The sequence below is a fragment of the Pseudomonas sp. R4-35-07 genome (genome assembly GCF_003852235.1).
Lineage (GTDB): Bacteria > Pseudomonadota > Gammaproteobacteria > Pseudomonadales > Pseudomonadaceae > Aquipseudomonas.
This window is the reverse complement of sequence record NZ_CP027732.1, coordinates 2317130-2343102: the sequence shown is the minus strand read 5'-3', so window position 1 is coordinate 2343102 and position 25973 is coordinate 2317130. Positions and strand designations below refer to the sequence as shown.

The following is a 25973-nucleotide window of genomic DNA, read 5'->3' as shown; positions in this document are numbered from 1 at the left end:
GTACTTAGTGCGGGCTTTTTTTCAGGGCAGTTTATATGACTAAGCAGTGTAGTCGGACGGGCCAAGGCTATCGGCCAGTTGCGTGCGATCATCCTTATATACGCAAGGGCTACTATCTGGGCCTAGAACCGGATGTATATGCGTGCATGCGCTGTGGCGAACAGCGTGAGCCTGAGCGCTGGGACGACTTCGCGCGTCGCCGCATGCCGCCTTGCGGGTTTCTGAACCCTCCCTAGGCGCTGACACCTTTCATCCCCCTACGCAAAATGCTTTGGAACCTCAAACGGCGGCGGATTTTCTACCGCACACACACCCGTTGGAGGACTGCAACATGACTGAGCATCCACTGATAGCGAACCATACCTCTGAAGACACCCACCGACGCGGCACGCTGACCAAGGCCGAACGCACACTTTCGCTGACGGCCGGCGCTGCCTTGCTGCTGAACGGCTGGCGCACCGGCGGATTGGGCGGCGCATTGCAGACCGCGGCAGGCGCCTACGCCTTGGTTCGCGGTACCGCCGGCCATTGCACACTGAAGCAGGCACTGACGCCAACCCCCTTCGAACAGCAGTTCAGTCGCGAGCATCACTGGCCGATCAGCGAGGCGATCACGCGCAGTATCACAATAGGTCGCCCGCTCGAAGAGGTGTCTGCTTTCCTCGCCCGGCCCGAGCAGATTGGCCCGCTGCTGCGCTGGGTCGACAGCATCGAGCAACTGGCGCCGGATACCACACGCTGGACGCTCCGCGCTCCCGTCGGCAAACGCGTGCAGTGCACGCTGATCCAAACCCAAAACCAGGAGCCGGCCGTGTTGCATTGGAAAACCCCAGGCGATGCGCGCTGGGCACACGACATTACCGTCTCACTGACCCCCGCTCCCGCCGGCCGTGGCACGCAAGTCAAAGCGGTGGTGGTCTGCAAGCCGGCCATGGGCAAGTTGGGCTATGGCCTCGCTCGTGCAATCAGCCTGTTCAGTGACAAGGCCTTGCTCAATGCATTGCAGGCGGTGAAACAGCAACTGGAAACCGGCGAGGTCAGCAACAACCGCCTCAGACCGGAACAGGACGACGACTTTTTTTACGTACACGCCGCCGACGACCAGGTGACCACCGATCACCCGGCAGTCAAAACCGGCGTCGCCATTGAAGGGGGAAATCACTGATGCGCGCACTCACTTGGCAAGCACCGAATACGCTGCAAGTCGACAACGTTCCCGACCCGACGATCCTCAACCCGCGTGACGCAATCATTCGCGTCACGCTGTCTTCCGTATGCGGTTCCGACCTGCATTTGCTCGGCGGCTACGTACCGGCCATGAAGCCCGGGGATATCATCGGCCACGAATTCATGGGGGAAGTCGTCGAGGTGGGCAAAGGCATCACGGACCTGCGCCAGGGTGACAAAGTGGTCACCATTTCGATCATCGGCTGCGGCAATTGCGAACCGTGCCAACGCAGCGATTTCTCCTGTTGCGATAACTCCAACCCCAACCCTTCGGCGACGGACCTTATGTACGGCCAGCCGTGCTGCGGCATCCTCGGCTACAGCCATGCCTTCGGTGGCTACCCCGGCAGCCACGCCACCTACGTGCGGGTGCCGTTCGCCGACGTCAACCTGTTCAAGGTGCCCGACGGGGTCAGCGACGAGCAGGCGCTGTTCGTGTCGGATGCAGCGCCGACCGGTTACTTTGCGGCGGACAATGCCGGCATCCAGCCCGGCGATACCGTGGCGGTGTGGGGCTGCGGCGGCGTGGGTCAGATGGCTATTTGCAGCGCCTATCTGTTGGGCGCAGAACGGGTCATCGCGATCGACCGTTACCCCGACCGGCTGCGCCTGGCACAAGAGCGCGGCAAGGCGATCCCGCTCAACTACGAGCACACCAATGTGCATGACGCCTTACTGGAACTGACCGGTGGCCGTGGGCCGGACCGCTGCATCGACTGCGTGGGCATGGAGGCGCACGGTACCGAGATCGACTATGCCTATGACAAGGCCAAGCAATTGCTCAGGCTGCACACCGAACGCGGCAGCGTGCTCAGGCAGGCCATACGTGCTTGCCGTAAAGGCGGCACGGTGTCGGTAGTCGGGGTGTATGGGGGGCTGCTCGATAAGTTTCCCATGGGAGCGATCGTCAACAAGGCCCTGACGTTGAAAGCCGGGCAGCAGCCGGGGCAGCGTTATGCGACGAGGTTGTTTGAGCATATTCAGAAAGGCGAGTTGGATCCTGCTTATCTGTTGACCCATCCGATGAGTCTGGAAGATGGCGCGCAGGGGTACGCGATGTTCAAGGAAAAGTCGGATGCGTGTATGCGGGTAGTGTTCAGGCCCTGATGAGAGTTGGGGTTGACTGAGTCCATATCCGTTACCGCAGCAACGGATATGGACTCGTTCTGATCCAGCATCATTGGAACGCGGCGCGTCAGTTAGAGAGGCTTTGGCTCCTGAACAGCAGGCGCCACCAACCGATTGCACCCATACAACACCACCCCCAGCACCATCAACGCCCCACCCCGCAGCCAAGTATCCAGACTCTGCTGACTAAGCAGGATCAGACACGACACAATCGCCAACACCGGCACCCAACTCGGCACACGAAAATGCCGCTCTTCGACCCGGTCACGGCGCAGCACCAAGACCGCCAGGTTGGTACTGAGAAACACAAACAGCAGCAACAACACCACCGTCTCAGCCAACGCCGCCAGCGTGCCGGTCAAGGTCAGCGCAATCGCCACGGCTGTGCTGGCGATGATCGCAACCCAAGGCGTGCGGCGCTTGGACAGCACCCGCGACAAAGGCTCCGGCAACAGGCCCATGCGCGCCATGCCGTAGGTCAGGCGACTGGCCATGACCATCGTCAGCAAAGCGCCGTTAGCCACCGCCACCAAGGCAATGAAGGCAAACAGCTGGGGTGGAATGTTCAAGCCCGACGCGCGCACAACTTCGAGCAACGGCGCCGAAGTGGCCGTCAACTTGTCCATCGGCAACACCACCGATGCAGCGACACCGACCGCCATATACACGATACCGGCCGTGATCAACGCAGCGAACAACGCACGCGGGTAAATCTTGCGCACACCACGGATTTCTTCCGCCAGGTTAGCCGACGTCTCAAAGCCGACAAACGAATAGAACGCCAATAACGCAGCCGCCAGCACAGCCAGCATTGGATTGACGCCAGGCTTGAATTCAAACGCCCGCCCCAGGTTGGCTTCACCGGCCTGGAAGCACCACGCCGCAGCGACCACCACCAACAACAGCCCGGACAGTTCCACGCACGTCATGACCATATTGGCACCCAGCGACTCCTTGATCCCGCGGGCATTCAACAGCGCAATCACCACCAGGAAGACCAGCGCCGCCACATGGGGGGAGACGTCGATAAACGCCGCCAGGTAGTCCCCGGCAAACGCCAGTGACAAACCGGCCGCACTGGTCACGGCCGCTGCGAGCATGCAAAAGCCCACCAGGAACGAGACCAGCGGTGACTTGAACGCCTTCTCGGCGAACACCGAGGCGGCGCCGGCGTGCGGGTACTTGGTCACCAGTTCCGCGTAGGAGCCGGCCGTGAGCATGGCGAAGAACAGCGCCACCAGCAGCGGCACCCAGATCGCCCCGCCCACCTGGCCGGCGATGGTGCCGGCCAGCGCATACACGCCTGCGCCGAGCACATCGCCCAGGATGAACAGGAACAACATCGGGCCGGTGACGGCGCGGCGCAAGGACGGCTTGGAAGGTTCGGCGTGGCTGAGAGTGGATTCGGTCATGGGGCGGCTCTGGCGGCGGTTTGCGTTCAGCGATCAGCCGGCACGGGCCGGCTGAGGCAGGGCTATCTACAATGGAAAATGCCCGCGTCACCAAAGTTCCTTTATTCGTGCGAATCCAGCGCAGGCGCCTCGTCAGTCGTCGTCGTGACCGTGTGCGTCGGCGCAGGGCAATCGACCGGATTCGCCCCCGGCAATCCTTTCGGCCTGGTCGATACCACGCTTGAGCGCGTCATGCACTGTCCACTCCGCGCCCGGTAACTGCTTGGTGCGCTCAGCGACACATTGGCCCGTAGCGGTGTAAACGCACAGCAGCACTTCGATATCGGCATCCTCCCGCTCGCGGGCCCTGACTTCGATATGGCAGCCGTTTTCCACTTCCTGGGTAAAGCACTCTTCGTCCAGTGCTTTTGCGGCCCAGGCGTTATAGGTATTGCCGCGAATGAACATAGCTGTTCTCCAAGACCGTTAAGGGTTGGTCTTTCAACTAAGACCTGAACTCTTTAGCAGGGATTCCGTGTTTTTTCCAAGGCGAACTTTATAGAAGCCTCATTAGCGTTTCGCTTGTTAAACCGTTCGTCAGGCGACGTAACATTTTGTTAAACCAACCCCTGAGGGCCCCATTCAAATTGTTCGACAGCGCAATCACGGATGTTTTCACGACAGGAGCAAGGCATGAAACGAACGATGAGTTATTGCCTGGCCTATCTCGCCAGCACTTTCTTATTAACCGGCTGCAACCTCGTGGTGTTCAATCCCAAGGGGCAGGTTGCAACCGATGAACGCGACCTGATTATCCTCGCCACAGGCCTGATGTTATTGGTGGTGGTGCCGGTGATCGTGCTGATGTTCGTATTCGCCTACCGCTACCGTGCCACCAATAAAAAGGCGCGTTACTCGCCACGCTGGGCCAGCTCCCACAAGATCGAAGCGGTGGTGTGGGGCGTGCCGCTGCTGATCATCATCGCCTTGGGCTGGGTGACCTGGAAAACCACCCACGCCCTCGACCCCTATCGCCCGCTCGACTCGGACACGCCGCCGATCAATGTGCAAGTGGTGGCCACTGACTGGAAGTGGCTGTTCATCTACCCCGACCTGGGTATCGCCAGCGTCAACGAACTGGCCCTGCCGGTGCACACGCCGGTGAGCTTCACCATCACCTCCGACGCGGCCATGACCTCCTTCTTCATCCCGGCGTTGGGCGGGCAGATCTACGCCATGGCCGGCATGCAGACCAAGCTGCACCTGATCGCCAACGAAACCGGCGAATTCAAGGGCATCGCCGCCAACTACAACGGCCCCGGTTTTTCCGACATGCATTTCTCTACCCTGTCGCTGAGCCCCGCCGACTTCCAAAGCTGGGTGAGCAAGGTCAAGGGCGCGGCAACGCCGCTGGACCAGACGAGCTATGCGCAATTGGCTAAGCCCACCATCAAGCACCCGGTGACCTACTACTCGGCGGTTCAGGAGCGGCTGTTCCTGGACATCGTCAATAAATACGAAGGCATGAACAAGGCCAATAAACCCAAGCGCGCACCCGTGAGCGGCGTTGAAACGCGCGCCGATCAACACCCGAGTCTGCTGGCTGAGGAGCGGTAACAATGTTCGGAAAACTGTCGTGGGACGCGATTCCAACCACTGAACCCATCGTGATGTACACCTTGGCCATTATCGGCCTGATCGGTGTGGCGATGGTGGGGACCATTACCTGGAAGCGCAAATGGGGCTATTTGTGGCGCGAGTGGTTCACCTCGGTGGACCATAAAAAGATCGGCTGCATGTACATCATCGTGGCACTGGTGATGCTGCTGCGCGGTTTTTCCGACGCGATCATGATGCGCACCCAGCAAGCCATGGCCGCCAGTGGCGGGCCGGGCTACCTGCCGCCGGAGCATTACGACCAGATTTTCACTGCCCACGGCGTGATCATGATTTTTTTCGTGGCCATGCCCTTCGTGGTCGGCTTGATGAACGTTGTGGTGCCGTTGCAGATCGGCGCACGCGATGTGGCCTACCCGTTTCTCAACGCGCTGAGCTTCTGGCTGTTCGTGGCCGGTGCCGCGTTGGTCAACGTCTCACTGGGGATCGGTGAGTTTGCGCGAACCGGTTGGGTCGCCTACCCGCCGTTATCCGGGTTAGCGTACAGCCCCGGTGTGGGGGTGGATTACTACATCTGGTCCTTGCAGATATCCGGCATAGGCACGCTCCTGACGGGGGTGAATTTCTTCGTCACGATTTTGAAGATGCGTACCCAAGGCATGACCCTGTTCAAGATGCCGGTGTTCACCTGGAATGCGCTCTGCACTTCGGTGTTGATCCTGGCGTCGTTTCCGATCCTGACCGCCACCCTGCTGATGCTGAGCCTGGATCGTTACCTGGGCATGCATTTCTTTACCAACGAAGCCGGCGGCAACCCGATGATGTACGTCAACCTGATCTGGGCCTGGGGGCATCCGGAGGTGTACATCCTGATCCTGCCGGCGTTCGGGGTGTTTTCGGAGGTTGCCGCCACGTTCAGCAGTAAACGGCTGTTCGGCTATGTGTCGCTGGTATGGGCAACGATCGCGATTACCGTGTTGTCGTTCATCGTGTGGCTGCACCATTTCTTCACCATGGGCGCGGGGGCCAACGTCAACGCGTTCTTCGGCATCATGACGATGATCATCGCCGTGCCGACCGGGGTGAAGATCTTCACCTGGCTGTTCACCATGTACCGTGGCCGAGTGCGCTTTGAAACCCCGATGCTATGGACCATGGGCTTTATCGTGACCTTCAGCATCGGCGGGATGACCGGGGTACTGCTGGCAGTTCCCGGCGCCGACTTTCTGCTGCACAACAGCCTGTTCCTGATCGCGCACTTTCACAACGTGATCATCGGCGGCGCGGTCTTCGGCTACATGGCGGGCCTGACCTACTGGTTCCCCAAGGCCTTCGGCTTCCGCTTGAACGACAAGCTGGGACGCATCGCGTTCTGGTGCTGGTTGATCGGCTTCTACTTCGCCTTTATGCCGTCGTACGTGCTGGGCTTCATGGGCATGACCCGGCGCCTCAACCACTTCGACAACCCGGAATGGCGGCCCTGGTTGCTGCTGGAGTTGGTCGGGGTGGCGATCATCCTCTGCGGCGTGGCCGCTCAGGCACTGCAACTGTTCGTCAGCATCCGCAACCGCCACAGCCCCCAGTATCGCGACCTCACCGGCGATCCGTGGGACGGGCGCACGCTGGAGTGGGCCACCTCCTCTCCGCCGCCGGTGTACAACTTCGCCGAGCAACCCAAGGTCGACGACCTGGACGCCTATTGGGGCATGAAGGAGCGCGGCGTGAGCACCCTGAGCCACACCGACTATCGCAGCATCCATATGCCGCGCAACACCGCGTCGGGCCTGGTTATCAGTGTGTTCGCGCTGATCTGCAGCTTCGCCCTGGTGTGGCATATCTGGTGGTTGGCGGCGTTCGGTCTGGTGGCGTCGGTGGTTGCGTTCGTGGTGCGCAGTTACGACGAAGACACTGACTACTTCGTGCCCGCAGAAGAGGTGGCGCGCATCGAAACGGCCCGTCTCAAAGACCTGGCAGAGGCTTGACTCTTATGTCCAATATCGTGATCGAAAAAGACATCGCCCACACCCACGAACAAGGGCATGAAGACGCCGGTTCCCTGAGCCTGTTCGGGTTCTGGATCTACTTGATGACCGACTGCATCCTGTTCGCGACCTTGTTCGCCGGCTATGCGGTGTTGCGCGACAGTGTCGCGGGCGGCCCTTCCAGTGCGGACATTTTCGAGCTGCCCTATGTGCTGGCTGAAACCATGCTGCTGTTGCTCAGCAGCATCACCTACGGCTACGCGATGCTGGCGATGAACCGTGGCCAGCAGCCCCAGGTTCTGCGCTGGCTGGGGCTCACTTTCGTGCTGGGCGCCGGGTTTATCGCTATGGAAATCAACGAATTCCATCAGTTGATTGCAGAGGGCCATGGGCCGGACCGCAGTGGCTTCCTGACCGCGTTCTTCACCCTCGTCGGCACCCACGGCGCGCACGTCCTGACGGGGTTGGTGTGGATGGCGGTGCTGATGGTGCAGGTGCACCAGCGTGGCCTGACCAGCACCAACGCCACCCGGCTCAGTTGCCTGAGCCTGTTCTGGCATTTCCTGGACGTGGTGTGGATCTGCGTCTTTACCGTGGTCTATCTGTTGGGGGTGGTGTGACATGTACAAACAAAGTTCGGTTCACAGCAGCGCAGGTAGCAGCCATGGCAGCAGCCGCTCCTACCTGGTCGGCTTCCTGGTGTCGGTGCTGCTCACCCTGATCCCGTTCGCCATGGTGATGTTCCCGTCACTGCCACGCACCACCACCGCCTGGCTGGTGGTGGCGCTGGGCGCGATACAAATCGTGGTCCACTTGAAGTTCTTCCTGCATCTGGATACCGCCGAGGAGCAACGCTGGAACCTGATTGCGCTGATTTTCTCGGCGGTCATCATCCTTCTGCTGGTAGGACTTTCGCTATGGATCATGAACAGTATTCATCACAACATGCTGGCGCACTGAAACACTGGCTGGGGCTGTTCAATGTAGGGGTTCAACTGACCAAGCCGGGGATTATTTTCGGCAATCTCGCGTCGGTGCTGGGGGGCTACTTCCTCGCGGGCAGCGGCCATCTGGCGAATTCCGCCCACTTGCTGGCCACCCTGCTTGGCACCGCACTGGTGATCGGCTGCGGCTGTGTCATCAACAATTGTGCCGACCGGGATATCGACCGACGCATGGTGCGTACGTGCCACCGCGCGCTGGCACTGCGCGCCATCAGCGTGCCCGCCGCCGTCAGCTACGCCATCGCCCTGGGTGTCATCGGCTTCGGTTTGCTGTGGGCTGGCAGCAACATGCTGGCCTGCACCCTGGCACTGGTTGGGCTGGTCGTTTATGCAGGCGTTTATACCTACTGGCTGAAGCGGCGCTCCCACTGGGCAACCCTGATTGGCAGCCTTTCCGGGGCAATGCCGCCGGTGATCGGGTATTGCGCGGTAAGCGGTCGGTTCGACGCCACGGCGATGCTGCTGGTGCTGGTGTTCTGCTGTTGGCAGATGCCTCACTCCCATGCCATCACCGTGATGCGTCGCGAGGACTTTCGCGCCGCGCGCCTGCCCCTGCTGAGCCTGCCCGAGGCCCACCGACAGATACACGCGTACATGCTGGCATTCCTCGCCAGCACCATGGCGCTGGGCGTGGTTGCGCAGATGAACGCCGTGTACTTCGCGCTGATGCTCGGGTTCTGCGGTTACTGGATGGCGCTCGCTGCCAGCGCCACGCGCCTGACGGACCCGCCCGCCTGGGCGCGCAGGGTATTTGGATGCTCGATTCTGCTGGTGCTGGTACTCAACCTGTCGCTGGCAGTACTCCGCTGACCGTGTCGGCTGTCCCCGTAGATCCGGCATCCAGCACCGCGCGGATTTTTCGAGGCAGGTCCGTGGGTTGATAGGGCTTTTGAATCAGCTCGAATTCATGCACCTGTATTTCCGCGCGCTCCAATGCGTCTTTTGCATAGCCGGTCGTGAGCAGGATCCTGATGTGCGGATACAAGCGCGATACTTCACGGGCGAGTACCGCCCCATTCATCGCGCCCGGCATGATCAAGTCACTGAACACCAGGTCATACGGGACGCTCTGGAGCATGCTCAATGCTTCGGCGGCGGTGTGCGCGATGCCGGTCCGGTAACCGTAGTCAGACAGGATCACTTGGGCCAACTCGGCCACGTCGGGCCGGTCCTCCACGATCAGGATGTTCTCGTGGCCCTGCAGTGAGGCGGTGGCGGATGTTTGCTCGACCCAGGGCTGACTATCATCGGCCGGAAAGTACAGACGTATGGTGGTACCGACACCGGGATAGGAATGGATCCGCGCCGTGCCGCCCGATTGCTTGACGAAGCCATACACCATCGACAGTCCCAGACCCGAGCCCTTGCCTTCTTCCTTGGTGGTGAAGAACGGCTGCATGACTTTATCCTGAATACCCTCGGCGATGCCGCTGCCATTATCCGACACCGAGATGCTGACGTAGCGGCCCTCAGCCAGGCCATCACGTTCAGCACCGACCTCGCCCGGCACTTGGACGTTGCGGGTTTTAACCGTCACTGCTGGCTCGCTGCACCCTTGCAATGCATCCTGGGCATTCGACAGCAAGTGCCGCACCGCCAGCTCTGCCTGGGCAGGGTCAATGCAGCAGTTCCACAGATCGTCGGCGAGTTCTATGTGCAGCTCGACGTCATGCAGTACGCTCCTGAAGTCGGGCCGACTCAACACGCTGTTCAGATTGATCACACGGCTGTCGAGCCGCTGCTTGCGCGAAAACGCCAGCAATTGCTGGGTCAGGGTTTGCGCTTTTTCAGCGGCCGCCCGGGCACGGCTGGCACTGTTGACGATGCGCTGCGGGTCGCTGCCGGGGCGCTTGGCGCTCTGCTGGATCAGCTCCAGGTACCCGACCATCACCTGCAGCAGGTTATTGAAGTCATGAGCGATGCCACCCGTCAGTTGCCCCAGCGCTTCAAGGTCCTGGACGCGGCGCACGCGCAGTTCCGCGTCGTGCCGCCGGCTCACGTCCAGCTGGGAGGCAAAAAAGTACACCAGTTGGCCGCGCTCGTTGAACAACGGCGAGATGAATATCTCATTCCAGAAGGTCGAGCCGTCCTTGCGGTAATTAAGCACCTCGACACAGGCCTCATGGTGGCCCTCAAGCGCACGCTGCACCTGCCGCAGGGCACTCTTGTCGGTTTCTGGCCCTTGCAGCAACCGGCAATTGCGTCCGATGACCTCGTCATGCTCAAACCCGGTCAGCGCAAGAAACGCCGGGTTGGCAAAGATGATCGGGTTGTCGGGCTGCGCGGGGTCAGTCACGATCATCGCGCTGTGGCTGGCTTGCATGGCGGCGAAGAACAGGTCTTTACGGTCGGAAGACAGCACTGCCAACGCCTCACCGCCGACTGTGGGCTTTTTCTTTGTGTCCACGGTTCACCTCCAGATAAGTGGTGCGTGATCCATTGACCGTGAAAATGCAGCGGAGTGCGAGGCTGCGCCCAATCACGCGCGGCGCCGGCGGGGCGCCGCGTGCAATCTCAGCGTTTGGCCTGTGTATCGGGGGCTGCAGAGCGCTCCAGAAATGCCTGGGTGAGCTCGGGCAGATGCTCGAGGAGCCACTCGGCCATTGCAATTTCCTGGGGCAGGATCTTTTCGCAGGCCGCTTGTGTCTCGGCGTCTCCGGCTACTTTCGCGGCCGCTATGAGCGCCGTGTAGCTGGCAATCTCCATATTTTCGAACACATAGCCGGCCATCGCGCCCTTGATCACCTCGTCACTCATCAGTGAGCCACCAACCGCCTGCCCGAACGCCATCAATTTGCCGCCCATGTCTTTCAAGGTCGACGCGCTGCCGCCCAGGCGCGCCAGGCATTCATCAATGAGCGCCTGCTGGCCGAGGGTTTCCTGAATATGCTCGTCGATCCGGGCTTTGAGCTTCGGGTAATGTTCCAGTCGCTCCGATTGTGCCTTGAGCATTTTCTCGGCCTGTTGCTCCATGGCATGGGCATCGCGTAGCCAGTCGAGCAGGTTTTCCTGTGGGGTCGCCATCTTGTTACTCCTCTTCAAGCCAATAAAAAAGCCGCACGCCTCTGGGCGTGCGGCTGGCGCGCATCAAAGTTCAGGCTTGGGCTGAAGGCCCGCGCCCAGGTCAGCGCCGGTGGTGGGGTCGCTGGTAGGGTCGGAGGCGGTGCGGATTTTCATCGCGCTCAGCAGCGCTTCGTCGTCGGCGTCCAACTGCACGCTGGCCATGCCATCACCGCCATCGACCGCAGGTTGCGGACTCTCCACGAACTCCCATTCCTCGCCCTGGTTCCAAGGGCCACGCAGGTCTTCCGCGCCCTGGGACATGTTGTAGTACACCTGAGTGAACTCCGGCTTGCCTGGCAACTTGCCTTGGGGGAAATTCGGTTGAATTGAATGCAGAGCCTTTTCAAAGGACATCTGATGCGCAATTTCACGGGTCATCAGGAACCCGAGGGCATCTTTCACGCCTGGATCGTCGGTGACGTTCATCAGCCGTTCATAAACGATTTTGGCGCGTGCTTCGGCGGCGATATTGGAGCGCATATCCGCCGTGGGCTCACCGATGGTGTCGATGTAAGCCGCTGTCCAGGGCACCCCGGCCGAGTTGATCAGCGGCGCCCCCGCACCGTACAACAGGCTGGTGATGTGGGAATCATTGCCGGCGCCGTTGAGTGAGCGATACAACTCGCCCTCCTCCTCCACGCCTTCGGCCATTCGGCCCTTGGCGCCCTTGTTGAGCATCACAATGATCGAGCCGACGATCTCCAGGTGGCTGAGTTCTTCGGTGGCGATGTCCATCAACAGGTCTTTGCGCCCTGGATCGTCCTCAGCCAAGGCCTGGGTGAAATAACGGGATGCGGCCGCCAACTCACCTTGAGCTCCGCCAAATTGCTCGAGCAAAAGGTTCGCCAGACCCGGGTTGGGCTCGGCCACACGTACGGTGTATTGAAGTCGCTTGTTATGTAGGAACATCAACAAATCTCCTCAGGCTTACTGAAAGTGGCGGCATCTTGGGAATGCGCGCCTACCTTTCATGGGAAGCGAGCGGCGCGTGAAAAATTTCAAAATTAATTTGCGCATCACGACGAGCGGTTAACCGTTGTACAACAAGCGAAACGGCGGCGCTGCTGCTCAGCTGGCATCATCCGCTTCTGGAACGGTGTCGATCCCGGGCGTGCCGTTAGGCGGCGTCACGGTGGCCTCGACAGCGGTCGCATGGCTGTCGGGGTGGTCCCAGTCAGTGGTTGCGTTTGGGTCTTCGTCACGTCCGGCGGTGCCGATCACGCAACCATCGTCATTCGGCTTATCGAGCGGTTCAACTGGTCGGTGCTGTGAGTTGGATGGGTCATGGTTCATGGCAAAAAATCTCCAGTTCACAAAGAGGGGGAACCTCGTTTGAGCCGGCCCATGGAGTTCAAGTGCAACGAAAAAGACGAATGGCGTGAACGCTGTTATTGCCGGCACGCAGCAACGGGAAAAACTTATACGAAGCGGCGTTAAGACGGCGAACTTGTACAACTTTCCCGGCTTATCTGCCGTTCGTCGCCTGTTATAAAAATCAGTAAAACATTTCTGCTGGCGTCGCTATCGGAATAGATGCCCGCTGCCATAACGGGCAACTAACGAAACGCTAACTTAGCGACTGGAGAACTGTCATGACTACAGGCAATAAAAACCCAGGCAACTTTGCCAACGATCGCGAAAAAGCATCCGAAGCAGGGAAAAAAGGCGGCCAATCGTCGGGCGGCAACTTCGCCAATGACCGTGACAAAGCGTCCGAGGCGGGCCGTAAAGGCGGGCAGAACAGCCATGGCGGCGGCCGGAAGTCGGGCTCTTGAGTGAGAGTGGAAGGGGCGGCCTCGCTGCCCCTTCAATTCACGCAATTGCCGTTCATTGCGCCGATCGTTTGAACTTCCCTGTCGGCGCGTACACAACGATCCGTATGTCAGGCCAGGCATCGTTAGTTCGTCTGCGCACACTAATTTAATTAACAACTGTCACTGACTAGTTGTTGTGCTGGCGTGTTGCTGCAACTCAGGAAAGTGCGAAAAAAACATAGGCAGGCTTTTTTATTTACCCCCCGTCACATCAAGGAATGTACCCGTAACGAACGATGCCTCAGCGCTGGCCAGCCATAGAATGGCCTGTGCCACTTCCTCCGGCTGACCGCCACGGCCCATGGGAATCGAATCCTTGACGCGATCGACCCGTCCCGGCTCGCCGCCGCTGGCGTGCATGTCGGTATAGATATGCCCTGGGCGAACACCGTTAACGCGTATGCCCTCCCGCGCGACCTCCTTGGCCAAGCCGATGGTAAACGTCTCCAGGGCGCCCTTTGACGCCGCATAGTCCACGTACTCGCCGGGGCTGCCGAGGCGCGCCGATGCCGAAGAAACATTGATCACCACGCCGCCCGGACCGTTATGCCGGTAAGCCATGCGCTTCACCGCCTGCTGGGCACAGAGGATCGGCCCTATGGCATTGACCGCAAAGATGCGCTGCATGCGTTCGAAACCCAGGTCTTCCAGGCGTGACTGAGTCGCCAGTACCCCGGCGTTATTGACCAGCACATCGATTCGCCCGAACGTACGGTCGATGGCGCTGAACAACTCGGCGACCTGTGCCGGGTCGGCACTGTCGGCCTGCATGGCCAAGGCTCGGCGCCCGAATGCTTCGACCTGCGCCACCACTGCGAGGGCCGCAGGCTGGTTGGCCACGTAGCTGATCGCGACATCGTAGCCTCTTGCGGCAGCCAGCCGGGCGGTGGCTGCGCCCACTCCGCGACTGCCACCGGTTATCAGAATAAGCGGTGCCTGTGAGACGTTAACCATTGAAATACCTCCTGAGCCGTCAGCCCTGTCAACCGATAATGAGGATGCCGCTGGCGATCACTGCGCACGCCAGGACCCGCCGTGCCGTGAGCGTCTCGCCGAGGAACAGGTAACCAATCAACGCCGCGAACAACACGCTGGTTTCGCGCAATGCCGACACCGCGCCCAACGGCGCTTCGTTCATGGCGTAGATGACAATCCCATAGGCGAGCAACGAGACCAGCCCGCCGACCACAGCGGCCAGTGTGCCGGACCGTACGCGGAACAAGCTGCGGGCGTCGCGCAAGCCGATGTACACCAATGGCATCAGCACGCCCCACAACGCGCACATCCACACCGTGTAGCCGAGCGGCGCGCCGGAGAGCCTGGCGCCAATGCCGTCAACCACGCTATAGGCGGCGATGAAGCAGCCAGTGCCCAGCGCATAGGGCAAGCTGGGCACCGACAGCCTGCGGCCTCGGAACGCCAGGGAAATAATCCCGCCGGATACCAGCGCAATACCGAGCAACTCGCCGGGGGTGATGCTTTCGCCGGCGAAGACGGCAGCTCCAAGCGTGATCAGCACCGGCGACGAGCCACGGGATATCGGGTAGATCTGCCCGAGGTCACCGACCCGGTAACTGCGCACCAGAAACAGGTTGTAGCCCACATGCAGCAATGCCGACAGCAGCGCATAGCCCCAGCTCTCAATGGCGGGCGGCACCAGGAACGCAGCGGCGACGACGCAGGTGATGGCGATGGCGATGCACATCACCGTCATAGACCAGAGTCGATCGACACCGCCACGCAGCAGTGCATTCCAACTGGCATGCAGCAGCGCGGCGAAAAGCACCAGGCAGATCAAATGAATAGGCATGCGCCATCCTAGCAATCCAACGCCCTGCCTTCAGCGAAGTCTCTTCATCGCAGCATGAGCAAATCTTCAGACCCGGCTCATTGCACTTTCAGCGCCTCACTGCTCAACCAACGGCGGAAGTTGACGATATGCGGCTGCGCTTCGATGCCCTTGGGGCACACGAAATAGTAGGCCAGCGGCGATGGGAACGGCACATCGAACAGCCGCACCAGGCGACCATCGCTGATTTCGTTCTCCACATGCCGACTGCGCACCAACGCCACGCCGTGGCCGAGCAAGGCGGCCTCGACCGTCATGTTGGTGTCGCCAAACCTGACGCTTTCCTTGAGCGGCGAAAAGGCCAGCCCGACACTTTCAAACCAGACCTCCCATTTCGGCGCCAGCTCGGCGCCGTCGCGGATCAGCAGCGGAAACTGCAACAGTTCTTCCGGGCTGCGCGGTGTCCCCATACGACGCAGCAATTCGGGGCTGGCCACCGGAAACACCTGCTCGCCAAACAGAAACTCTGTATGCAGGCCCGGGTAATTGCCCTTGCCCAGGCGGATCGCAACATCGGCCTGGTTGCCGGAGAAGTGGATGATGTCGTCCGTGGTGTGCAGCGACACCAACAGCTCGGGGTGCTGGCGAGCGAGGTTCGGCAAGCGTGGCAGCAGCCATTTCAACGCGAAGGAGTAGGTGGTGCTGACACTCAGGCGCACCCTGCCTTTTTGCTCGCGCAGATCGCCGAGGGTCGCCTCCAGGCTCATGAAGAACTCCCGCACGATAGGCGCCAGCGTGGCCCCTGCCGCCGTGAGGCGTAATGCCTTGCCGCGTTCGAACAACTGCAGCCCCCACAACGCCTCCAGATGCCTGAGCTGATGGCTGACCGCGCTCTGGGTGACATGCAGTTCCTGCGCGGCTGCCGTAAAGGTCGGGTGCCGGGTCGCAACTTCAAACGCGCGCAGTGTGGCGGTCGGCGGCAGGTCTCTCATGGGTGGGTGTCCGGCGAGTGATTGGAAAACGCTGAGCATGAGCGTTGGCTCATGTGAGTGGCAAGTGCAGCGCTTATCACCGTCGTCCATTCAAACCGAGGGTCGGTGAAGCGCAGAACGCGTCTGCACAGCGCCGAACTTCCGTAAAAGCCTCAAGATGAAACGTATCAGCTCACCGAAAAACCTTAATTATGCATAAATGCATTTTTGTCCTTGACCCGAAGGATAGAGTCTTCTAAAGTCAAATCACTGTATATGAATACAGTATTTATCTACCTTCATGGACGAGGTTTACCTTATGAAAAGCATCACCGAGAAATTTGGCAAAACGCCCCATCAACCCAGCCTGTGGACCCGCGCCGATGCGCTGAAAGTCCGCGCAGACGACCCCACCACCACCCAGCCACTGGTGAGTGCCGACTTCCCGGTACTGAGCGACAAGGTGTTTATCTGGGACACCATGCCGCTGCGTGATATCGACGGCAACATCACCTCCGTCGATGGTTGGTCGGTGATCTTCACCCTGACCGCAGACCGCCACCCGACCGACCCGCAATACCTCGATCAGAATGGCAACTACGACATCACCCGCGACTGGAACGATCGCCATGGTCGGGCAAAGATGTACTACTGGTTTTCCCGCACCGGCAAGGACTGGAAACTCGGCGGCCGGGTCATGGCTGAAGGGGTTTCGCCCACCGTTCGTGAATGGGCTGGCACGCCGATCCTGTTGAATAAGCAAGGTGAAGTGGACCTGTACTACACCGCAGTCACGCCAGGCGCGACCATCGTCAAGGTGCGTGGCCGCGTGGTGACCACCGAGCATGGCGTCAGCCTGGTGGGCTTCGAGAAGGTCAAGCCGCTGTTCGAGGCCGACGGCAAGATGTACCAGACCGAAGCGCAGAATGCGTTCTGGGGGTTCCGCGATCCGTGGCCGTTCCGCGACCCGAAGGACGGCAAGCTGTACATGCTGTTCGAGGGCAACGTGGCTGGCGAGCGTGGCTCGCACACAGTGGGTAAGGCGGAAATCGGCGATGTGCCGCCGGGCTATGAAGACGTCGGCAACTCGCGCTTCCAGACGGCTTGTGTCGGTATCGCTGTGGCCCGTGATGAGGATGGAGACGACTGGGAAATGCTGCCGCCGCTGCTGACCGCAGTCGGCGTCAATGACCAGACCGAACGTCCGCACTTCGTGTTCCAGGACGGCAAGTACTACCTGTTCACCATCAGCCACACCTTCACCTATGCCGACGGGGTAACCGGGCCAGACGGGGTGTACGGTTTTGTCGCAGACTCGCTGTTCGGCCCTTACGTGCCCTTGAACGGTTCCGGCCTGGTGCTGGGCAACCCGTCGTCCCAGCCCTTCCAGACCTACTCCCACTGCGTGATGCCCAACGGCCTGGTGACTTCCTTTATCGACAGCGTACCTACCGGCGAAAGCGGGACAACGATGCGTATCGGCGGCACCGAGGCACCAACGGTGGGCATCAAGATCAAGGGGCAGCAAACATTCGTAGTCGCCGAATATGACTACGGTTACATCCCACCGATGCTTGACGTCACCCTCAAGTAAAGCGCTACAGGGCTTTGAGGCAACGGGTTTGAGTTCGATGAGAACCCGTTGCTGATACGCCTGCCTCATTGCGAACTGGCGACAGGAATGTAGCCGGTTCGGATGAGGTCTTATCGCAGCGACGCTGACGGCTCCAGCATTTGCGTGGTAGGAAGATACCTTGATATTTCGATCACATCCGTACGCACGGCGGACGGTTGGCCAGCAGAATTGCGTGCGTAGCTGCACAACGTAATGGGAAGCTGTGATATTTCATAAGTAGCGCTGCCGTTGGCAAATGCATAGCGGACATCATCAATGTCTTGGCACAAAGCCCCTTGGGAAGTATCGACATAGAAGTAATGTTGGGTGAAGTCTGTGTGTTGGTCGTCCCAGTTGACGTTGTAGTTCAGGCTGATCTGAGGTGCGGGCGTTGGGGCGGTCAAGAAGACGGCGTGTGTGAAAACATTGTGAAGCAGCGCCGGCGTCAGCGGTTCGCTGCGGCTTTGTATCCCGATGATGCACAACACATGGGGACCCAACGCCGGTCCGATTTCTTGATTGATGTAACCCTCTGCCGAGGCGACGGCGCTGTAATAGCCGTTGGGGAATCGGCACTCCTTGACGTCGCGCACGGACTTGAATCGATAGAAGGGATCAAGGATCGAGAACCTGATATTCCAGGTGGGTCGAACACTCAGCCCCGTGGCGCCCTGCTGCAAATGCACATAGGGATTGAGCTTCCAGGGTTCTTCAAGGACAAGTTCGACGGATTTTAGCTGGCAGTTCAGCGTGTTATTCAAGAACCGGCCATCGACAAAACAATGATGAAGGTCGTTGGCTGGATAGCTGTAGTTGAATTTGGCCGCTTCACACGCGGAGGTATTCTGACAATTGCTGAGGATGTCCTTTTTGATGACAGCCGCGACCTTACTGACAATACCGGTGATTTCGTTGGTACGCCGGTCCAGCATCGGGCTCCCGGAACTCCCGTACTGAAGATCCTGGCAACGATTTTTGGTGGCGCCAGGAAATACACCGGGATGTTCGACAAAGCTGTTGGTTGCCGTTTCCTTGCACGCACTCATACGCAAGCCTTTTTCGCGAAACCCGCTCGGGGATCCGACATTTATTACCTCTCGTTCTCCTGCCTGCTGATGAGCTGCGAGCTTGAGTGGCACGATGCCTTTTGCAACGAGCGCGGCCAGTGAGGTATCGAGTTCAAGAATCGCCAGATCAGTACCGACCATACTGCTCCAATGCGCCTTTTTAATCAGAAAACTGCGGTGTTGTGCGGGCGTGTCGTGGAAATAATTGAACGTGATGTTCGCCTCTATGGCTTGGTTGATCGCGGCCGTGCCATAGCTGAAATACACGCAATGCCCACTCGTCAATACATAAGCAGGGCCGACGGCTTTATTCTGCCGGTCACGGGTGTCCAGGAGTACCGCATTGCAACTTTGGCCGATTGCATTTTTCATCAGGCCAATTCCGGACCACAGCCCATACCGCTGGTCGTGGTTCTGCAAGGCTGCGGACGGGCCCTGATCGGTCAGTCCTTGCGCCAGATCTCTGCCATGGGATTGTCCGGCAATAAAGGGTGCAACAAGTAATAGAAGAGGGATAAAACAACGGGTCAGCATGAAGGCCTCGGCGTATAGCGACAGATGTGTGTGTCGACTTTACCCAGCACTTCGAACTGCTGTGCCCTATCGGGTTGCTACAGTGAGCGACCGAGAAAATACGCCGGCGACTTCATCAATGCGCCCGCCCGCATTCGACGCCACTCGCACACTCACATATGCAAGGAGATGAAATCCACAAAACAGCGCAGCTTGGGCGTGATGAAGCGGTTTGGCGGCCACAGCACGCTGAAGTGAATGGTGCGGGTGACCTCTTCAGTCAGTACGGCCTGCAATGCTCCAGCCTCCAGAGCATCCTTCACGGCAAATTCCGGCAGGCATGCAATGCCTCGCCCCTCCATGGCGGCGTTGAAGAGCATGTCGATGTTGTTGCTGATCAGCACGGCCCGCAGGTCCTGCGCGCCGTTGTGAGCTTTGTCCGGTAGCGGCCAGCGCTCGAGCTTGCCGGTGGATGGCACCCGGTACAGCAAACAGTCATGGTTGCTCAAGTCGCCGGCATCCAGGGGCGCACCCTGGTTCTGGAAATAGGTCGGGGCGCCCACCAGCAGGAAACGGAAAGCACCCAAGCGTCGCGCCACTAGACGGGAGTCATTCAACTCACCGGTCCTGACCACCGCATCAAAGCCCTCCTCCACGACATCCACCAGTCGGTCGCTGAAATCCAGTTCCAGATGAATGTCCGGGTATCGCTTGGCAAAGCTGGATAACAACGTGAACAAGAACTGCCCGGCCAAGGGCAGGCTCACGCGCAGCGTGCCACGTGGCTCGCTGCTGGTGTTCGACAGCTCAAGTTCCGCCGCCTCCAGCTCATTGAGCACGCGCCGGCAGCGGTTCAGGAACAGCATGCCCTCCGCCGTCAGGTTGATGCTGCGGGTGCTGCGATGAAACAGCCTGACGCCCAGGCGCTGTTCCAGGCGCGCGATGCTTTTGCCAATCGCCGACGATGACACGCCCAATTGCCGGCCCGCGGCTACAAAGCTGCGAGTTTCGGCAACCTGCACGAAAACCGAGATTCCGCTGAGGTTGTCCACGCACTCTCCTTGAGTTCTGCGCCTTGAATTGCGGAACGAAACGTCCGATGTGTCCGGAATTCTAGCCTCTGTTTCCCCTGCCGTCTGCGCCCTAGCATGGCGACGTCTACTACCAGCAGGGAATCGCGAACATGACCGCCAAAGAAACCATTCAATTATCCAGCGCTATCGCCACCGACCCCATGCAGGCGCGAATCGACGCGGCACTGCACAGCGCCATCGAAGACAAGCGCCTGGTGGGGGCCGTCGTGCTGGTCGCCCGTCGCGGCGAAATCACCTATCGCAACACCGTGGGGCTGGCTGATCGAGAGGCCGGTTTACCAATGCGCACCGACGCCTTGTTCCGTCTCTCCTCAGTCACCAAACCGATTACCTCCGCCGCCGCGCTGGCCTTGGTTGCCCAAGGCCGCATTGGCCTGGACGACCCCGTCGCCCGCTGGCTACCGGAATTTCAGCCATCCCTGGTGGACGGTTCCCGCGCGTCGATCACCGTACGCCATTTGCTCAGCCATACAGCCGGCCTGGGTTACGGCTTCCTCGAAGCCAAAGGTGGCGGCGCCTATGCGCGTGCTGGTGTGTGTGACGGGCTGGAAAACGCGCCGCTGACGCTGGAAGAAAACATCCGGCGACTGGCGACCGCGCCGCTGCTGTACCGTCCTGGCGCCGACTGGGGGTATTCGATAGCCACCGATGTGTTGGGCGCACTCATTGCCAGGGTGTGTGACAGCAGCCTGGCCGACGCGATCAACCAATTGGTGTGCGAGCCGCTCGGCCTGTCCGATACCCGTTTCAACGTGGTCGACACGTCTCGCCTGACGGCCGCCTATCTCAATGCGGATCCTGCCCCACGACGCATGAAGGGCGTTGAAGTGATCGAGGTTTTCGAGAACACCGCGGGCATCCGCATGGACGCGGACCGTGCCCTTGACGACAGCGCCTACCCTTCAGGCGGCTCCGGCATGATCGGCTCCGCCGGGGAATTCCTGAAGCTGCTCGAAACCCTGCGCCAGGGGGGTGGCGCGCTTATGCCAGCGAACCTGGCCAAGGAAATGGGGACCGTCCAGACCGGCGATTTGGAACTGGCCAATTGGCCAGGACGCGGTTTCGGCCTGGGGTTCACCGTACTGACCGATCCGCAAGCAGCGCAGGTGCCGGAGTCAGCGGGCACCTGGCGCCTGGGAGGAGCGTTTGGTCATTCCTGGTTCGTCGACCCGGCACAGCAGCTGTCCGTGGTGGCGTTCACCAATACCGCCTTCGAAGGCATGTTCGGCCAATTCACCGTTGATCTGTGCAACGCCGTCTATGGCGTTTGATAGGGTGCCGGCGGCGATGCTGATCCGACATCCTGACACCCCCGGGAGGGCGTGGATGCAATACCTGGAAGCCGGTAAGCAATTGGGCAAAGTCATCGTGACCCTGGAGGACCGACCATGAAACTGTTCAACCCGTTGTTTTTCATTGCCTTGGGCCTGTTCGGCGTCTATACCATCGAATTCGGCGTGATCGGTATTTTGCCGGTGATCATCGAACGCTACAGCGTCAGCGCGTCCGAGGCGGGTTACCTGGTAGGTTTGTTCGCTCTGATCATCGCGGTATTCGGTCCCTTCATGGTGCTGCTGTTCTCGCGCTACAACCGCAAGCGGATCCTGACCCTCTCGCTGTTCATTTTTGCCGGCGCCAGCGCCTTGTCGGCTTATGCGCCCACCTACGGAACACTCGCGATCCTGCGGATCATTCCCGCGTTCTTCCATCCGGTGTATTTCTCGCTGGCGTTTGTCGCGGTGGTCTCCCTCTATCCCAAAGAGCAAGCCACGCAGGCCACGGCCAAGGCGTTTGTCGGCACCAGCATGGGCATGGTACTCGGCGTCCCTATCACCACCTGGATCGCGGCACGTTTTTCCTACGAAGCGGCGTTCCTGTTCTGCACCGCCGTCAACGTCATCGCCGGCCTGGGCATCATTGCCCGGTTACCCGATACCTTCGCCGGCCAGCGGACGCCTTACGGTGAACAACTGGCCATCCTGCGCAAGCCTACGCTGTGGCTTAACATACTGGCTTCGACGCTGATATTCGGTGCGATGTTTTCGGTGTACTCCTACAGCGCCGAGTACCTGTCGCGCGAAGTCGGCATGAGCGGTGAAGTGATCAGCGCCATGTTGATCCTGTTCGGTGTAGGCGGTGTGGCCGGTAATTTGCTGGCAGGTCGCCTGCTGTCAAAGAACAAGACAGTGACCACGCTGATGCACCCGATCATGCTGGGAGCGTCGTACCTGATCCTCCACTTCTTTGCCAGCCCGGCCATTTTGCCAATGGTTCTGATCGTGGTTCTGTGGGGTGCAACCCATACCAGTGGACTGATCGTGACCCAGGTTTGGCTGACCTCCGAGGCCCCGGAAGCGCCAGAGTTTGTCACCGGTCTCTATATTTCATTCATCAATCTGGGCGTAACGCTCGGGGCAACGGCGGGCGGATGGTTCCTCGCGCGCATGGGCATGGAGGGAACCATCGTCAGTGGCCTGGTTTTCTGCGCGCTGGCAGCGGTGGTGATAATGGCCAAGGTACTGATATATGGAGCAAGGCAACCGGAACTTGCGCCGGAAGTCCAAGCGATTGTGCATTAGAGTCATTCACGGGACCGTGTCACGGCGCATTGCTGCCCTTTAAGCGCGCTAAAAATGATGCATTAGTAGCATCCCGAGGCGAGCTGTGTCGCGCAAAGGGGAACGCACCTATGGATATCGAAGAGCTGCAGACGTTCGTGGAAGTGGCTGATGTGGGGGGGTATTTCACAGGCGGCGCTGCGGCTCGGCGTGTCGAAGTCGATCGTCAGCCGGCGTCTGGTTCGGCTTGAAACCGAACTGGGCGTGCAGCTGCTGGCACGCTCCACGCGCGGGGCGTCACTCACCGAGGCCGGCGCAACGTTCCGGGACTACGCCGCCAGAGTCTGCACCGAGATCGACATCGCCAGGGAGACGATCCTGCCCGCCGGCGCCCTTCGCGGCCGTTTGCGCGTCGCGGTCCCACTGTCGTTCGGTCCGACTCACTTTGCACCGGTACTGGCGGAAATGGCGCGCCGTCATCCTCAGCTTCACCTGCAGACCTGCTACAGCGATCGCTTCGTTGACCTCATCGCTGAAGGGTACGATTGTGCAATCCGGGTGGGTTATCTCCAGGACTCCAACTTGATCGCAAGGCGTATTGGCCCGGTCTATACCAAGCTCGTCGCGAGCCCGGACTACATCCAGGCGCACGGTGCCCCCGAGACGCCAGACGAACTGCACACCCATCAGGCACTCATGCAGGGCACCGAAGCCTGGCAATTCATGGACGGTGACACGATCATCACGGTTCGCCCGCAAGGGCGCTTCAAGGCCGACAACGGCACCGCCCTTGCCGCCGCCGCGACTGCAGGCCTTGGCATCGCCTACCTGCCCGATTGCCTCACCCATGAACACATCGCAACCGGCGCACTGGTGCCGATCATGACCCACCATCCCCCGCCCCCGGCCGGTGCTTACCTCATCCGCCCGCCAGGCGCGCATCCCGCCCGCAAAATACGCGTGCTCACCGAACTGCTGATCGAGTACTTCGGCGAATCACCGCACCTGGCGGCACTGCCGATTTCACATCAGGATGAAGCGCCGCCGTGTGAGATCGGCAGCGCATGAGGCAACGCACGTCGTAAGCTGCCGACGCTAGCCAACTTCTGTGCCCTGCTCCAGGGCCTGCGCGAATTGACGCATCAGGCGCACCAGGGAGGTGATGTCTTCGGCAGCCCAGTCCTGAAAAATTTCCCGGGCCAGGCGCTCACGCGCCTGGTCGATCTTGTCGGTGACTGCCTTGCCTTTCTCAGACACCACCGCCTCGCGCATCCGGCGATCTTCAGAGTTCTCATGCCGAATTACCAACTCCATGCGTTCAAGCTTGGAGACCTGGCGGCTGATGGTCGTGTAGTCCCGGCCAAGGCGACCTGCCAGATCCACAACGCCAATCGGTCCTACCCGCTCGATGACCACCAGCAGGCGAAAGAGCGCCTGATCCAGATGGACGCCCGCTTCCGCGATCAGCCGCTCGTCATTGCGAGGCCGGTTCATCACGCTCAAGATCGAGATCAAGGACCGGTGCAGATCCTTCATCTGCACCGATATATGTGTATCTTGCACTTTATTTTTCGTAGTCATAAGCTGCTCCCTGTTATGTGCATCTTACACATTCTTAGGGGAAGTGAAATGCGTGACTCTGTTGACGTCCTGATTTGTGGTGCCGGTGCCGCTGGCCTGACCCTGGCAATCGACTTGGCCCGGCGCGGGGTGAACTTTGCCCTCATCGAAAAGCGCCCCTCCCCCTTTTCGGGCTCGCGCGGCAAAGGCATACAGCCTCGCACCCAGGAGGTTTTCGAAGATCTCGGGATCCTGGACCGGGTCAGGGCCGCAGGGGGTATCTATCCGGCTATTCGCAAATACGCGCCCGATGGCAGTCACGCTGACCAGCCGGTAACGAGCGTTGCCGAGGCCACACCTGCAGAGCCGTACCGCCTTGCGTTGATGATTCCCCAGTTCAAGACCGAAGCGATCTTGCGCGAGCGCTTGATTGAACTGGGGCATGCCCCAGCGTTTGGGGTCGAGCTGACCGCAATGGTGGTCGGGACCGATGGGGTCAACGCCGTACTCGCAGCCCCGGATGGCGAGCAGACACTCCAGGCCCGATACCTGGTGGGCGCCGATGGTGGGCGCAGCTTCGTACGCAGTACCTTGGGGATTGGCTTTGCGGGCAAGACCCTGGGCGTGCGAGCGATCGTGGCCGATGTGGAATTGGCTGGACTGTCGCGCGACGTGTGGCACCAGTTTGGGGATGGGGGCTCAGGCCCATTGGCGATCTGTCCGTTGGCCGGTACCGACCTGTTCCAGATCCAGGCACCTGTTCCCCTGGAGGGCGAGGTTGACCTCTGCGCGGCGGCGCTGACCGAACGCGTTGCCCTGCACACCGGACGTACAGACATCACGGTCCGTTCAGTCGCCTGGTCCTCCACCTACAGCATGAATGCCAGGCTCGCCGAGCGTTACCGGGAGGGGCCGGTGTTCCTGGTCGGCGATGCGGCGCATGTCCATCCGCCAACGGGCGGCCAAGGGCTCAACACCAGCATCCAGGACGCCTACAACCTGGGCTGGAAGCTGGCCGCCGTATTGGCCGGCGCACCAGAGACGCTACTCGACACCTACGAAGCTGAGCGCCGGCCGGTGGCTGCGGAGGTGCTCGGCCTGTCCACCCGCCTGCTTGCAGGCTTCAAGACCGGTGATAACAGACGGCCCCGTGAAACACAGCAGCTGGATATCGGCTATCCGCACTCAACGTTGTCGCTCCCCCCGCAAGCTGCCGACAGCAAGCTCAAGCCAGGCGATCGTGCACCTGATGCCATCGTGCGAGGCGCAAGCGGCAGCCCAACGCGTTTGTTCAACCTGTTCCAAGGCACCCATTGGACCTTGCTGGTCAATGGCCCCTCGAACTTCGCGCCAAGGGCTGGCTTGCACATTCACAGCGTCGGGCCCGGGTTGGAGATCGAAGATCACCTGGGTCAGTTCGCCCGGTTCTACGGCCTCGGTGAAGGCTGCGCCGTGTTGGTCAGGCCGGATGGCTATCTGGCAGGGTTCTTTAGCAAAGATCAGGCGGCTGCGCTGGGTAGCTACCTGGTTCGCTACACACATGCGCGCCCAGGTTAGCCACCGAGAGACATTGCGTCCCC

24 protein-coding genes and 1 pseudogene are annotated in these 25973 nt (G+C 60.3%); 13 read left to right on the top strand and 12 right to left on the bottom strand.

Features of this window, described 5'->3' with window-relative positions; all coding sequences use genetic code 11:
• Positions 1-331: 331 nt before the first annotated feature.
• Together C4J89_RS10875 and C4J89_RS10870 are read left to right on the top strand one after the other, a co-directional pair.
• Positions 332-1165: an SRPBCC family protein gene (locus C4J89_RS10875; protein WP_124414378.1), complete on the top strand. Its 834-nt coding sequence runs from the start codon at positions 332-334 to the stop codon at positions 1163-1165.
• Positions 1165-2334 (top strand): zinc-dependent alcohol dehydrogenase, encoded by a 1170-nt coding sequence (locus C4J89_RS10870; protein WP_124414377.1) that lies wholly within the window; start codon positions 1165-1167, stop codon positions 2332-2334. The genes C4J89_RS10875 and C4J89_RS10870 overlap by 1 nt, the downstream gene beginning before the upstream one ends.
• Positions 2335-2426: 92 nt before the next feature.
• Here C4J89_RS10870 and C4J89_RS10865 read toward each other — a convergent pair whose 3' ends face one another.
• The gene (locus C4J89_RS10865; protein ID WP_256681676.1) at positions 2427-3767 is read right to left on the bottom strand and encodes an APC family permease; all 1341 of its coding nucleotides are present in this window, start codon (positions 3765-3767) and stop codon (positions 2427-2429) included.
• Between the two features lie 132 nt (positions 3768-3899).
• On the bottom strand, positions 3900-4214 hold the full coding sequence (locus tag C4J89_RS10860; protein WP_124362340.1) for a hypothetical protein: 315 nt from the start codon (positions 4212-4214) through the stop codon (positions 3900-3902).
• Between the two features lie 225 nt (positions 4215-4439).
• Between C4J89_RS10860 and cyoA the strand changes: the two genes are divergently transcribed.
• From cyoA to cyoE, 5 genes are read left to right on the top strand one after another with little or no spacing between them, the layout of a single operon-like run.
• Positions 4440-5363 carry a ubiquinol oxidase subunit II gene (gene cyoA / locus C4J89_RS10855; RefSeq protein WP_124414376.1) on the top strand — a complete coding sequence of 308 codons (924 nt, stop codon included), beginning with the start codon at positions 4440-4442 and terminating at the stop codon, positions 5361-5363.
• A 2-nt stretch (positions 5364-5365) separates the two neighbouring features.
• Positions 5366-7345, top strand: coding sequence for a cytochrome o ubiquinol oxidase subunit I (cyoB, locus tag C4J89_RS10850; protein ID WP_124362338.1), 1980 nt, complete (start codon positions 5366-5368; stop codon positions 7343-7345).
• A gap of 5 nt (positions 7346-7350) precedes the next feature.
• Positions 7351-7965, top strand: coding sequence for a cytochrome o ubiquinol oxidase subunit III (gene cyoC / locus C4J89_RS10845; protein WP_124414375.1), 615 nt, complete (start codon positions 7351-7353; stop codon positions 7963-7965).
• 1 nt (position 7966) lies between these two features.
• Positions 7967-8305, top strand: coding sequence for a cytochrome o ubiquinol oxidase subunit IV (gene cyoD / locus C4J89_RS10840; protein WP_124366599.1), 339 nt, complete (start codon positions 7967-7969; stop codon positions 8303-8305).
• Positions 8263-9159, top strand: coding sequence for a heme o synthase (gene cyoE / locus C4J89_RS10835; protein WP_124414374.1), 897 nt, complete (start codon positions 8263-8265; stop codon positions 9157-9159). The genes cyoD and cyoE overlap by 43 nt, the downstream gene beginning before the upstream one ends.
• Here cyoE and C4J89_RS10830 read toward each other — a convergent pair.
• The 4 genes from C4J89_RS10830 to C4J89_RS10815 all read right to left on the bottom strand — a co-directional run bounded on the left by C4J89_RS10830 (position 9131) and on the right by C4J89_RS10815 (position 12705).
• Positions 9131-10756: a histidine kinase famiy protein gene (locus C4J89_RS10830; RefSeq protein WP_124414373.1), complete on the bottom strand. Its 1626-nt coding sequence runs from the start codon at positions 10754-10756 to the stop codon at positions 9131-9133. The two genes, cyoE and C4J89_RS10830, sit on opposite strands and share 29 nt — an antisense overlap.
• Positions 10757-10863: 107 nt before the next feature.
• Positions 10864-11373 (bottom strand): ferritin-like domain-containing protein, encoded by a 510-nt coding sequence (locus C4J89_RS10825; RefSeq protein ID WP_124414372.1) that lies wholly within the window; start codon positions 11371-11373, stop codon positions 10864-10866.
• Positions 11374-11436: 63 nt separating this feature from the next.
• Positions 11437-12321, bottom strand: coding sequence for a manganese catalase family protein (locus C4J89_RS10820; protein WP_124414371.1), 885 nt, complete (start codon positions 12319-12321; stop codon positions 11437-11439).
• A gap of 159 nt (positions 12322-12480) precedes the next feature.
• A complete protein-coding gene (locus C4J89_RS10815) occupies positions 12481-12705 on the bottom strand; it encodes a hypothetical protein (RefSeq protein ID WP_124362331.1) in 225 nt (74 codons plus the stop codon).
• A 299-nt stretch (positions 12706-13004) separates the two neighbouring features.
• Between C4J89_RS10815 and C4J89_RS10810 the strand changes: the two genes are divergently transcribed.
• Positions 13005-13187: a general stress protein gene (locus C4J89_RS10810; protein WP_124366593.1), complete on the top strand. Its 183-nt coding sequence runs from the start codon at positions 13005-13007 to the stop codon at positions 13185-13187.
• A gap of 231 nt (positions 13188-13418) precedes the next feature.
• Here the strand turns inward: C4J89_RS10810 and C4J89_RS10805 are convergent, their stop codons facing one another.
• From C4J89_RS10805 to gcvA, 3 genes are all read right to left on the bottom strand, one after another.
• Positions 13419-14180, bottom strand: a complete 762-nt coding sequence (locus C4J89_RS10805) for an SDR family oxidoreductase (RefSeq protein ID WP_124414370.1) — start codon at positions 14178-14180, stop codon at positions 13419-13421.
• A 28-nt stretch (positions 14181-14208) separates the two neighbouring features.
• The gene (locus C4J89_RS10800) at positions 14209-15036 is read right to left on the bottom strand and encodes a DMT family transporter (protein WP_124414369.1); all 828 of its coding nucleotides are present in this window, start codon (positions 15034-15036) and stop codon (positions 14209-14211) included.
• 77 nt (positions 15037-15113) lie between these two features.
• Complete coding sequence (gene gcvA, locus C4J89_RS10795) at positions 15114-16007, bottom strand: transcriptional regulator GcvA (RefSeq protein WP_124414368.1); 894 nt, start codon at positions 16005-16007, stop codon at positions 15114-15116.
• Positions 16008-16305: 298 nt separating this feature from the next.
• Here gcvA and C4J89_RS10790 point away from each other — a divergent pair, with 298 nt between their 5' ends.
• On the top strand, positions 16306-17580 hold the full coding sequence (locus C4J89_RS10790; protein WP_124414367.1) for a glycoside hydrolase family 68 protein: 1275 nt from the start codon (positions 16306-16308) through the stop codon (positions 17578-17580).
• A 110-nt stretch (positions 17581-17690) separates the two neighbouring features.
• Here the strand turns inward: C4J89_RS10790 and C4J89_RS10785 are convergent, their stop codons facing one another.
• Positions 17691-19202 (bottom strand): serine protease, encoded by a 1512-nt coding sequence (locus C4J89_RS10785; protein ID WP_124414366.1) that lies wholly within the window; start codon positions 19200-19202, stop codon positions 17691-17693.
• 152 nt (positions 19203-19354) lie between these two features.
• Positions 19355-20233, bottom strand: a complete 879-nt coding sequence (locus tag C4J89_RS10780; RefSeq protein WP_124362324.1) for a LysR family transcriptional regulator — start codon at positions 20231-20233, stop codon at positions 19355-19357.
• A gap of 182 nt (positions 20234-20415) precedes the next feature.
• On the opposite strand from C4J89_RS10780, the gene C4J89_RS10775 reads away from it, so the two are divergent.
• From C4J89_RS10775 to C4J89_RS10765, 3 genes and pseudogenes are all read left to right on the top strand, one after another.
• Complete coding sequence (locus tag C4J89_RS10775) at positions 20416-21546, top strand: serine hydrolase domain-containing protein (protein ID WP_372238982.1); 1131 nt, start codon at positions 20416-20418, stop codon at positions 21544-21546.
• Positions 21547-21663: 117 nt separating this feature from the next.
• A complete protein-coding gene (locus C4J89_RS10770) occupies positions 21664-22854 on the top strand; it encodes an MFS transporter (RefSeq protein ID WP_124414364.1) in 1191 nt (396 codons plus the stop codon).
• Between the two features lie 110 nt (positions 22855-22964).
• Positions 22965-23901, top strand: a pseudogene (locus tag C4J89_RS10765) (LysR family transcriptional regulator).
• 27 nt (positions 23902-23928) lie between these two features.
• On the opposite strand, the gene C4J89_RS10760 reads toward C4J89_RS10765, so the two are convergent.
• Entirely contained in the window at positions 23929-24414 is a 486-nt protein-coding gene (locus tag C4J89_RS10760) for a MarR family winged helix-turn-helix transcriptional regulator (RefSeq protein WP_124414363.1), read from the bottom strand.
• Between the two features lie 48 nt (positions 24415-24462).
• On the opposite strand from C4J89_RS10760, the gene C4J89_RS10755 reads away from it, so the two are divergent.
• Complete coding sequence (locus tag C4J89_RS10755) at positions 24463-25950, top strand: FAD-dependent oxidoreductase (RefSeq protein ID WP_124414362.1); 1488 nt, start codon at positions 24463-24465, stop codon at positions 25948-25950.
• The last annotated feature ends 23 nt before the right edge of the window (positions 25951-25973 follow it).

Coding starts and splice junctions, on each gene's coding strand:
- C4J89_RS10875 (WP_124414378.1), top strand. CDS start 332: ATGACTGAGCATCCACTGATAGCGAACCATACCTCTGAAGACACCCAC.
- C4J89_RS10870 (WP_124414377.1), top strand. CDS start 1,165: ATGCGCGCACTCACTTGGCAAGCACCGAATACGCTGCAAGTCGACAAC.
- C4J89_RS10865 (WP_256681676.1), bottom strand. CDS start 3,767: ATGACCGAATCCACTCTCAGCCACGCCGAACCTTCCAAGCCGTCCTTG.
- C4J89_RS10860 (WP_124362340.1), bottom strand. CDS start 4,214: ATGTTCATTCGCGGCAATACCTATAACGCCTGGGCCGCAAAAGCACTG.
- cyoA (WP_124414376.1), top strand. CDS start 4,440: ATGAAACGAACGATGAGTTATTGCCTGGCCTATCTCGCCAGCACTTTC.
- cyoB (WP_124362338.1), top strand. CDS start 5,366: ATGTTCGGAAAACTGTCGTGGGACGCGATTCCAACCACTGAACCCATC.
- cyoC (WP_124414375.1), top strand. CDS start 7,351: ATGTCCAATATCGTGATCGAAAAAGACATCGCCCACACCCACGAACAA.
- cyoD (WP_124366599.1), top strand. CDS start 7,967: ATGTACAAACAAAGTTCGGTTCACAGCAGCGCAGGTAGCAGCCATGGC.
- cyoE (WP_124414374.1), top strand. CDS start 8,263: ATGGATCATGAACAGTATTCATCACAACATGCTGGCGCACTGAAACAC.
- C4J89_RS10825 (WP_124414372.1), bottom strand. CDS start 11,373: ATGGCGACCCCACAGGAAAACCTGCTCGACTGGCTACGCGATGCCCAT.
- C4J89_RS10820 (WP_124414371.1), bottom strand. CDS start 12,321: ATGTTCCTACATAACAAGCGACTTCAATACACCGTACGTGTGGCCGAG.
- C4J89_RS10815 (WP_124362331.1), bottom strand. CDS start 12,705: ATGAACCATGACCCATCCAACTCACAGCACCGACCAGTTGAACCGCTC.
- C4J89_RS10810 (WP_124366593.1), top strand. CDS start 13,005: ATGACTACAGGCAATAAAAACCCAGGCAACTTTGCCAACGATCGCGAA.
- C4J89_RS10805 (WP_124414370.1), bottom strand. CDS start 14,180: ATGGTTAACGTCTCACAGGCACCGCTTATTCTGATAACCGGTGGCAGT.
- C4J89_RS10800 (WP_124414369.1), bottom strand. CDS start 15,036: ATGCCTATTCATTTGATCTGCCTGGTGCTTTTCGCCGCGCTGCTGCAT.
- gcvA (WP_124414368.1), bottom strand. CDS start 16,007: ATGAGAGACCTGCCGCCGACCGCCACACTGCGCGCGTTTGAAGTTGCG.
- C4J89_RS10790 (WP_124414367.1), top strand. CDS start 16,306: ATGAAAAGCATCACCGAGAAATTTGGCAAAACGCCCCATCAACCCAGC.
- C4J89_RS10785 (WP_124414366.1), bottom strand. CDS start 19,202: ATGCTGACCCGTTGTTTTATCCCTCTTCTATTACTTGTTGCACCCTTT.
- C4J89_RS10775 (WP_372238982.1), top strand. CDS start 20,416: ATGCAGGCGCGAATCGACGCGGCACTGCACAGCGCCATCGAAGACAAG.
- C4J89_RS10770 (WP_124414364.1), top strand. CDS start 21,664: ATGAAACTGTTCAACCCGTTGTTTTTCATTGCCTTGGGCCTGTTCGGC.
- C4J89_RS10760 (WP_124414363.1), bottom strand. CDS start 24,414: ATGACTACGAAAAATAAAGTGCAAGATACACATATATCGGTGCAGATG.
- C4J89_RS10755 (WP_124414362.1), top strand. CDS start 24,463: ATGCGTGACTCTGTTGACGTCCTGATTTGTGGTGCCGGTGCCGCTGGC.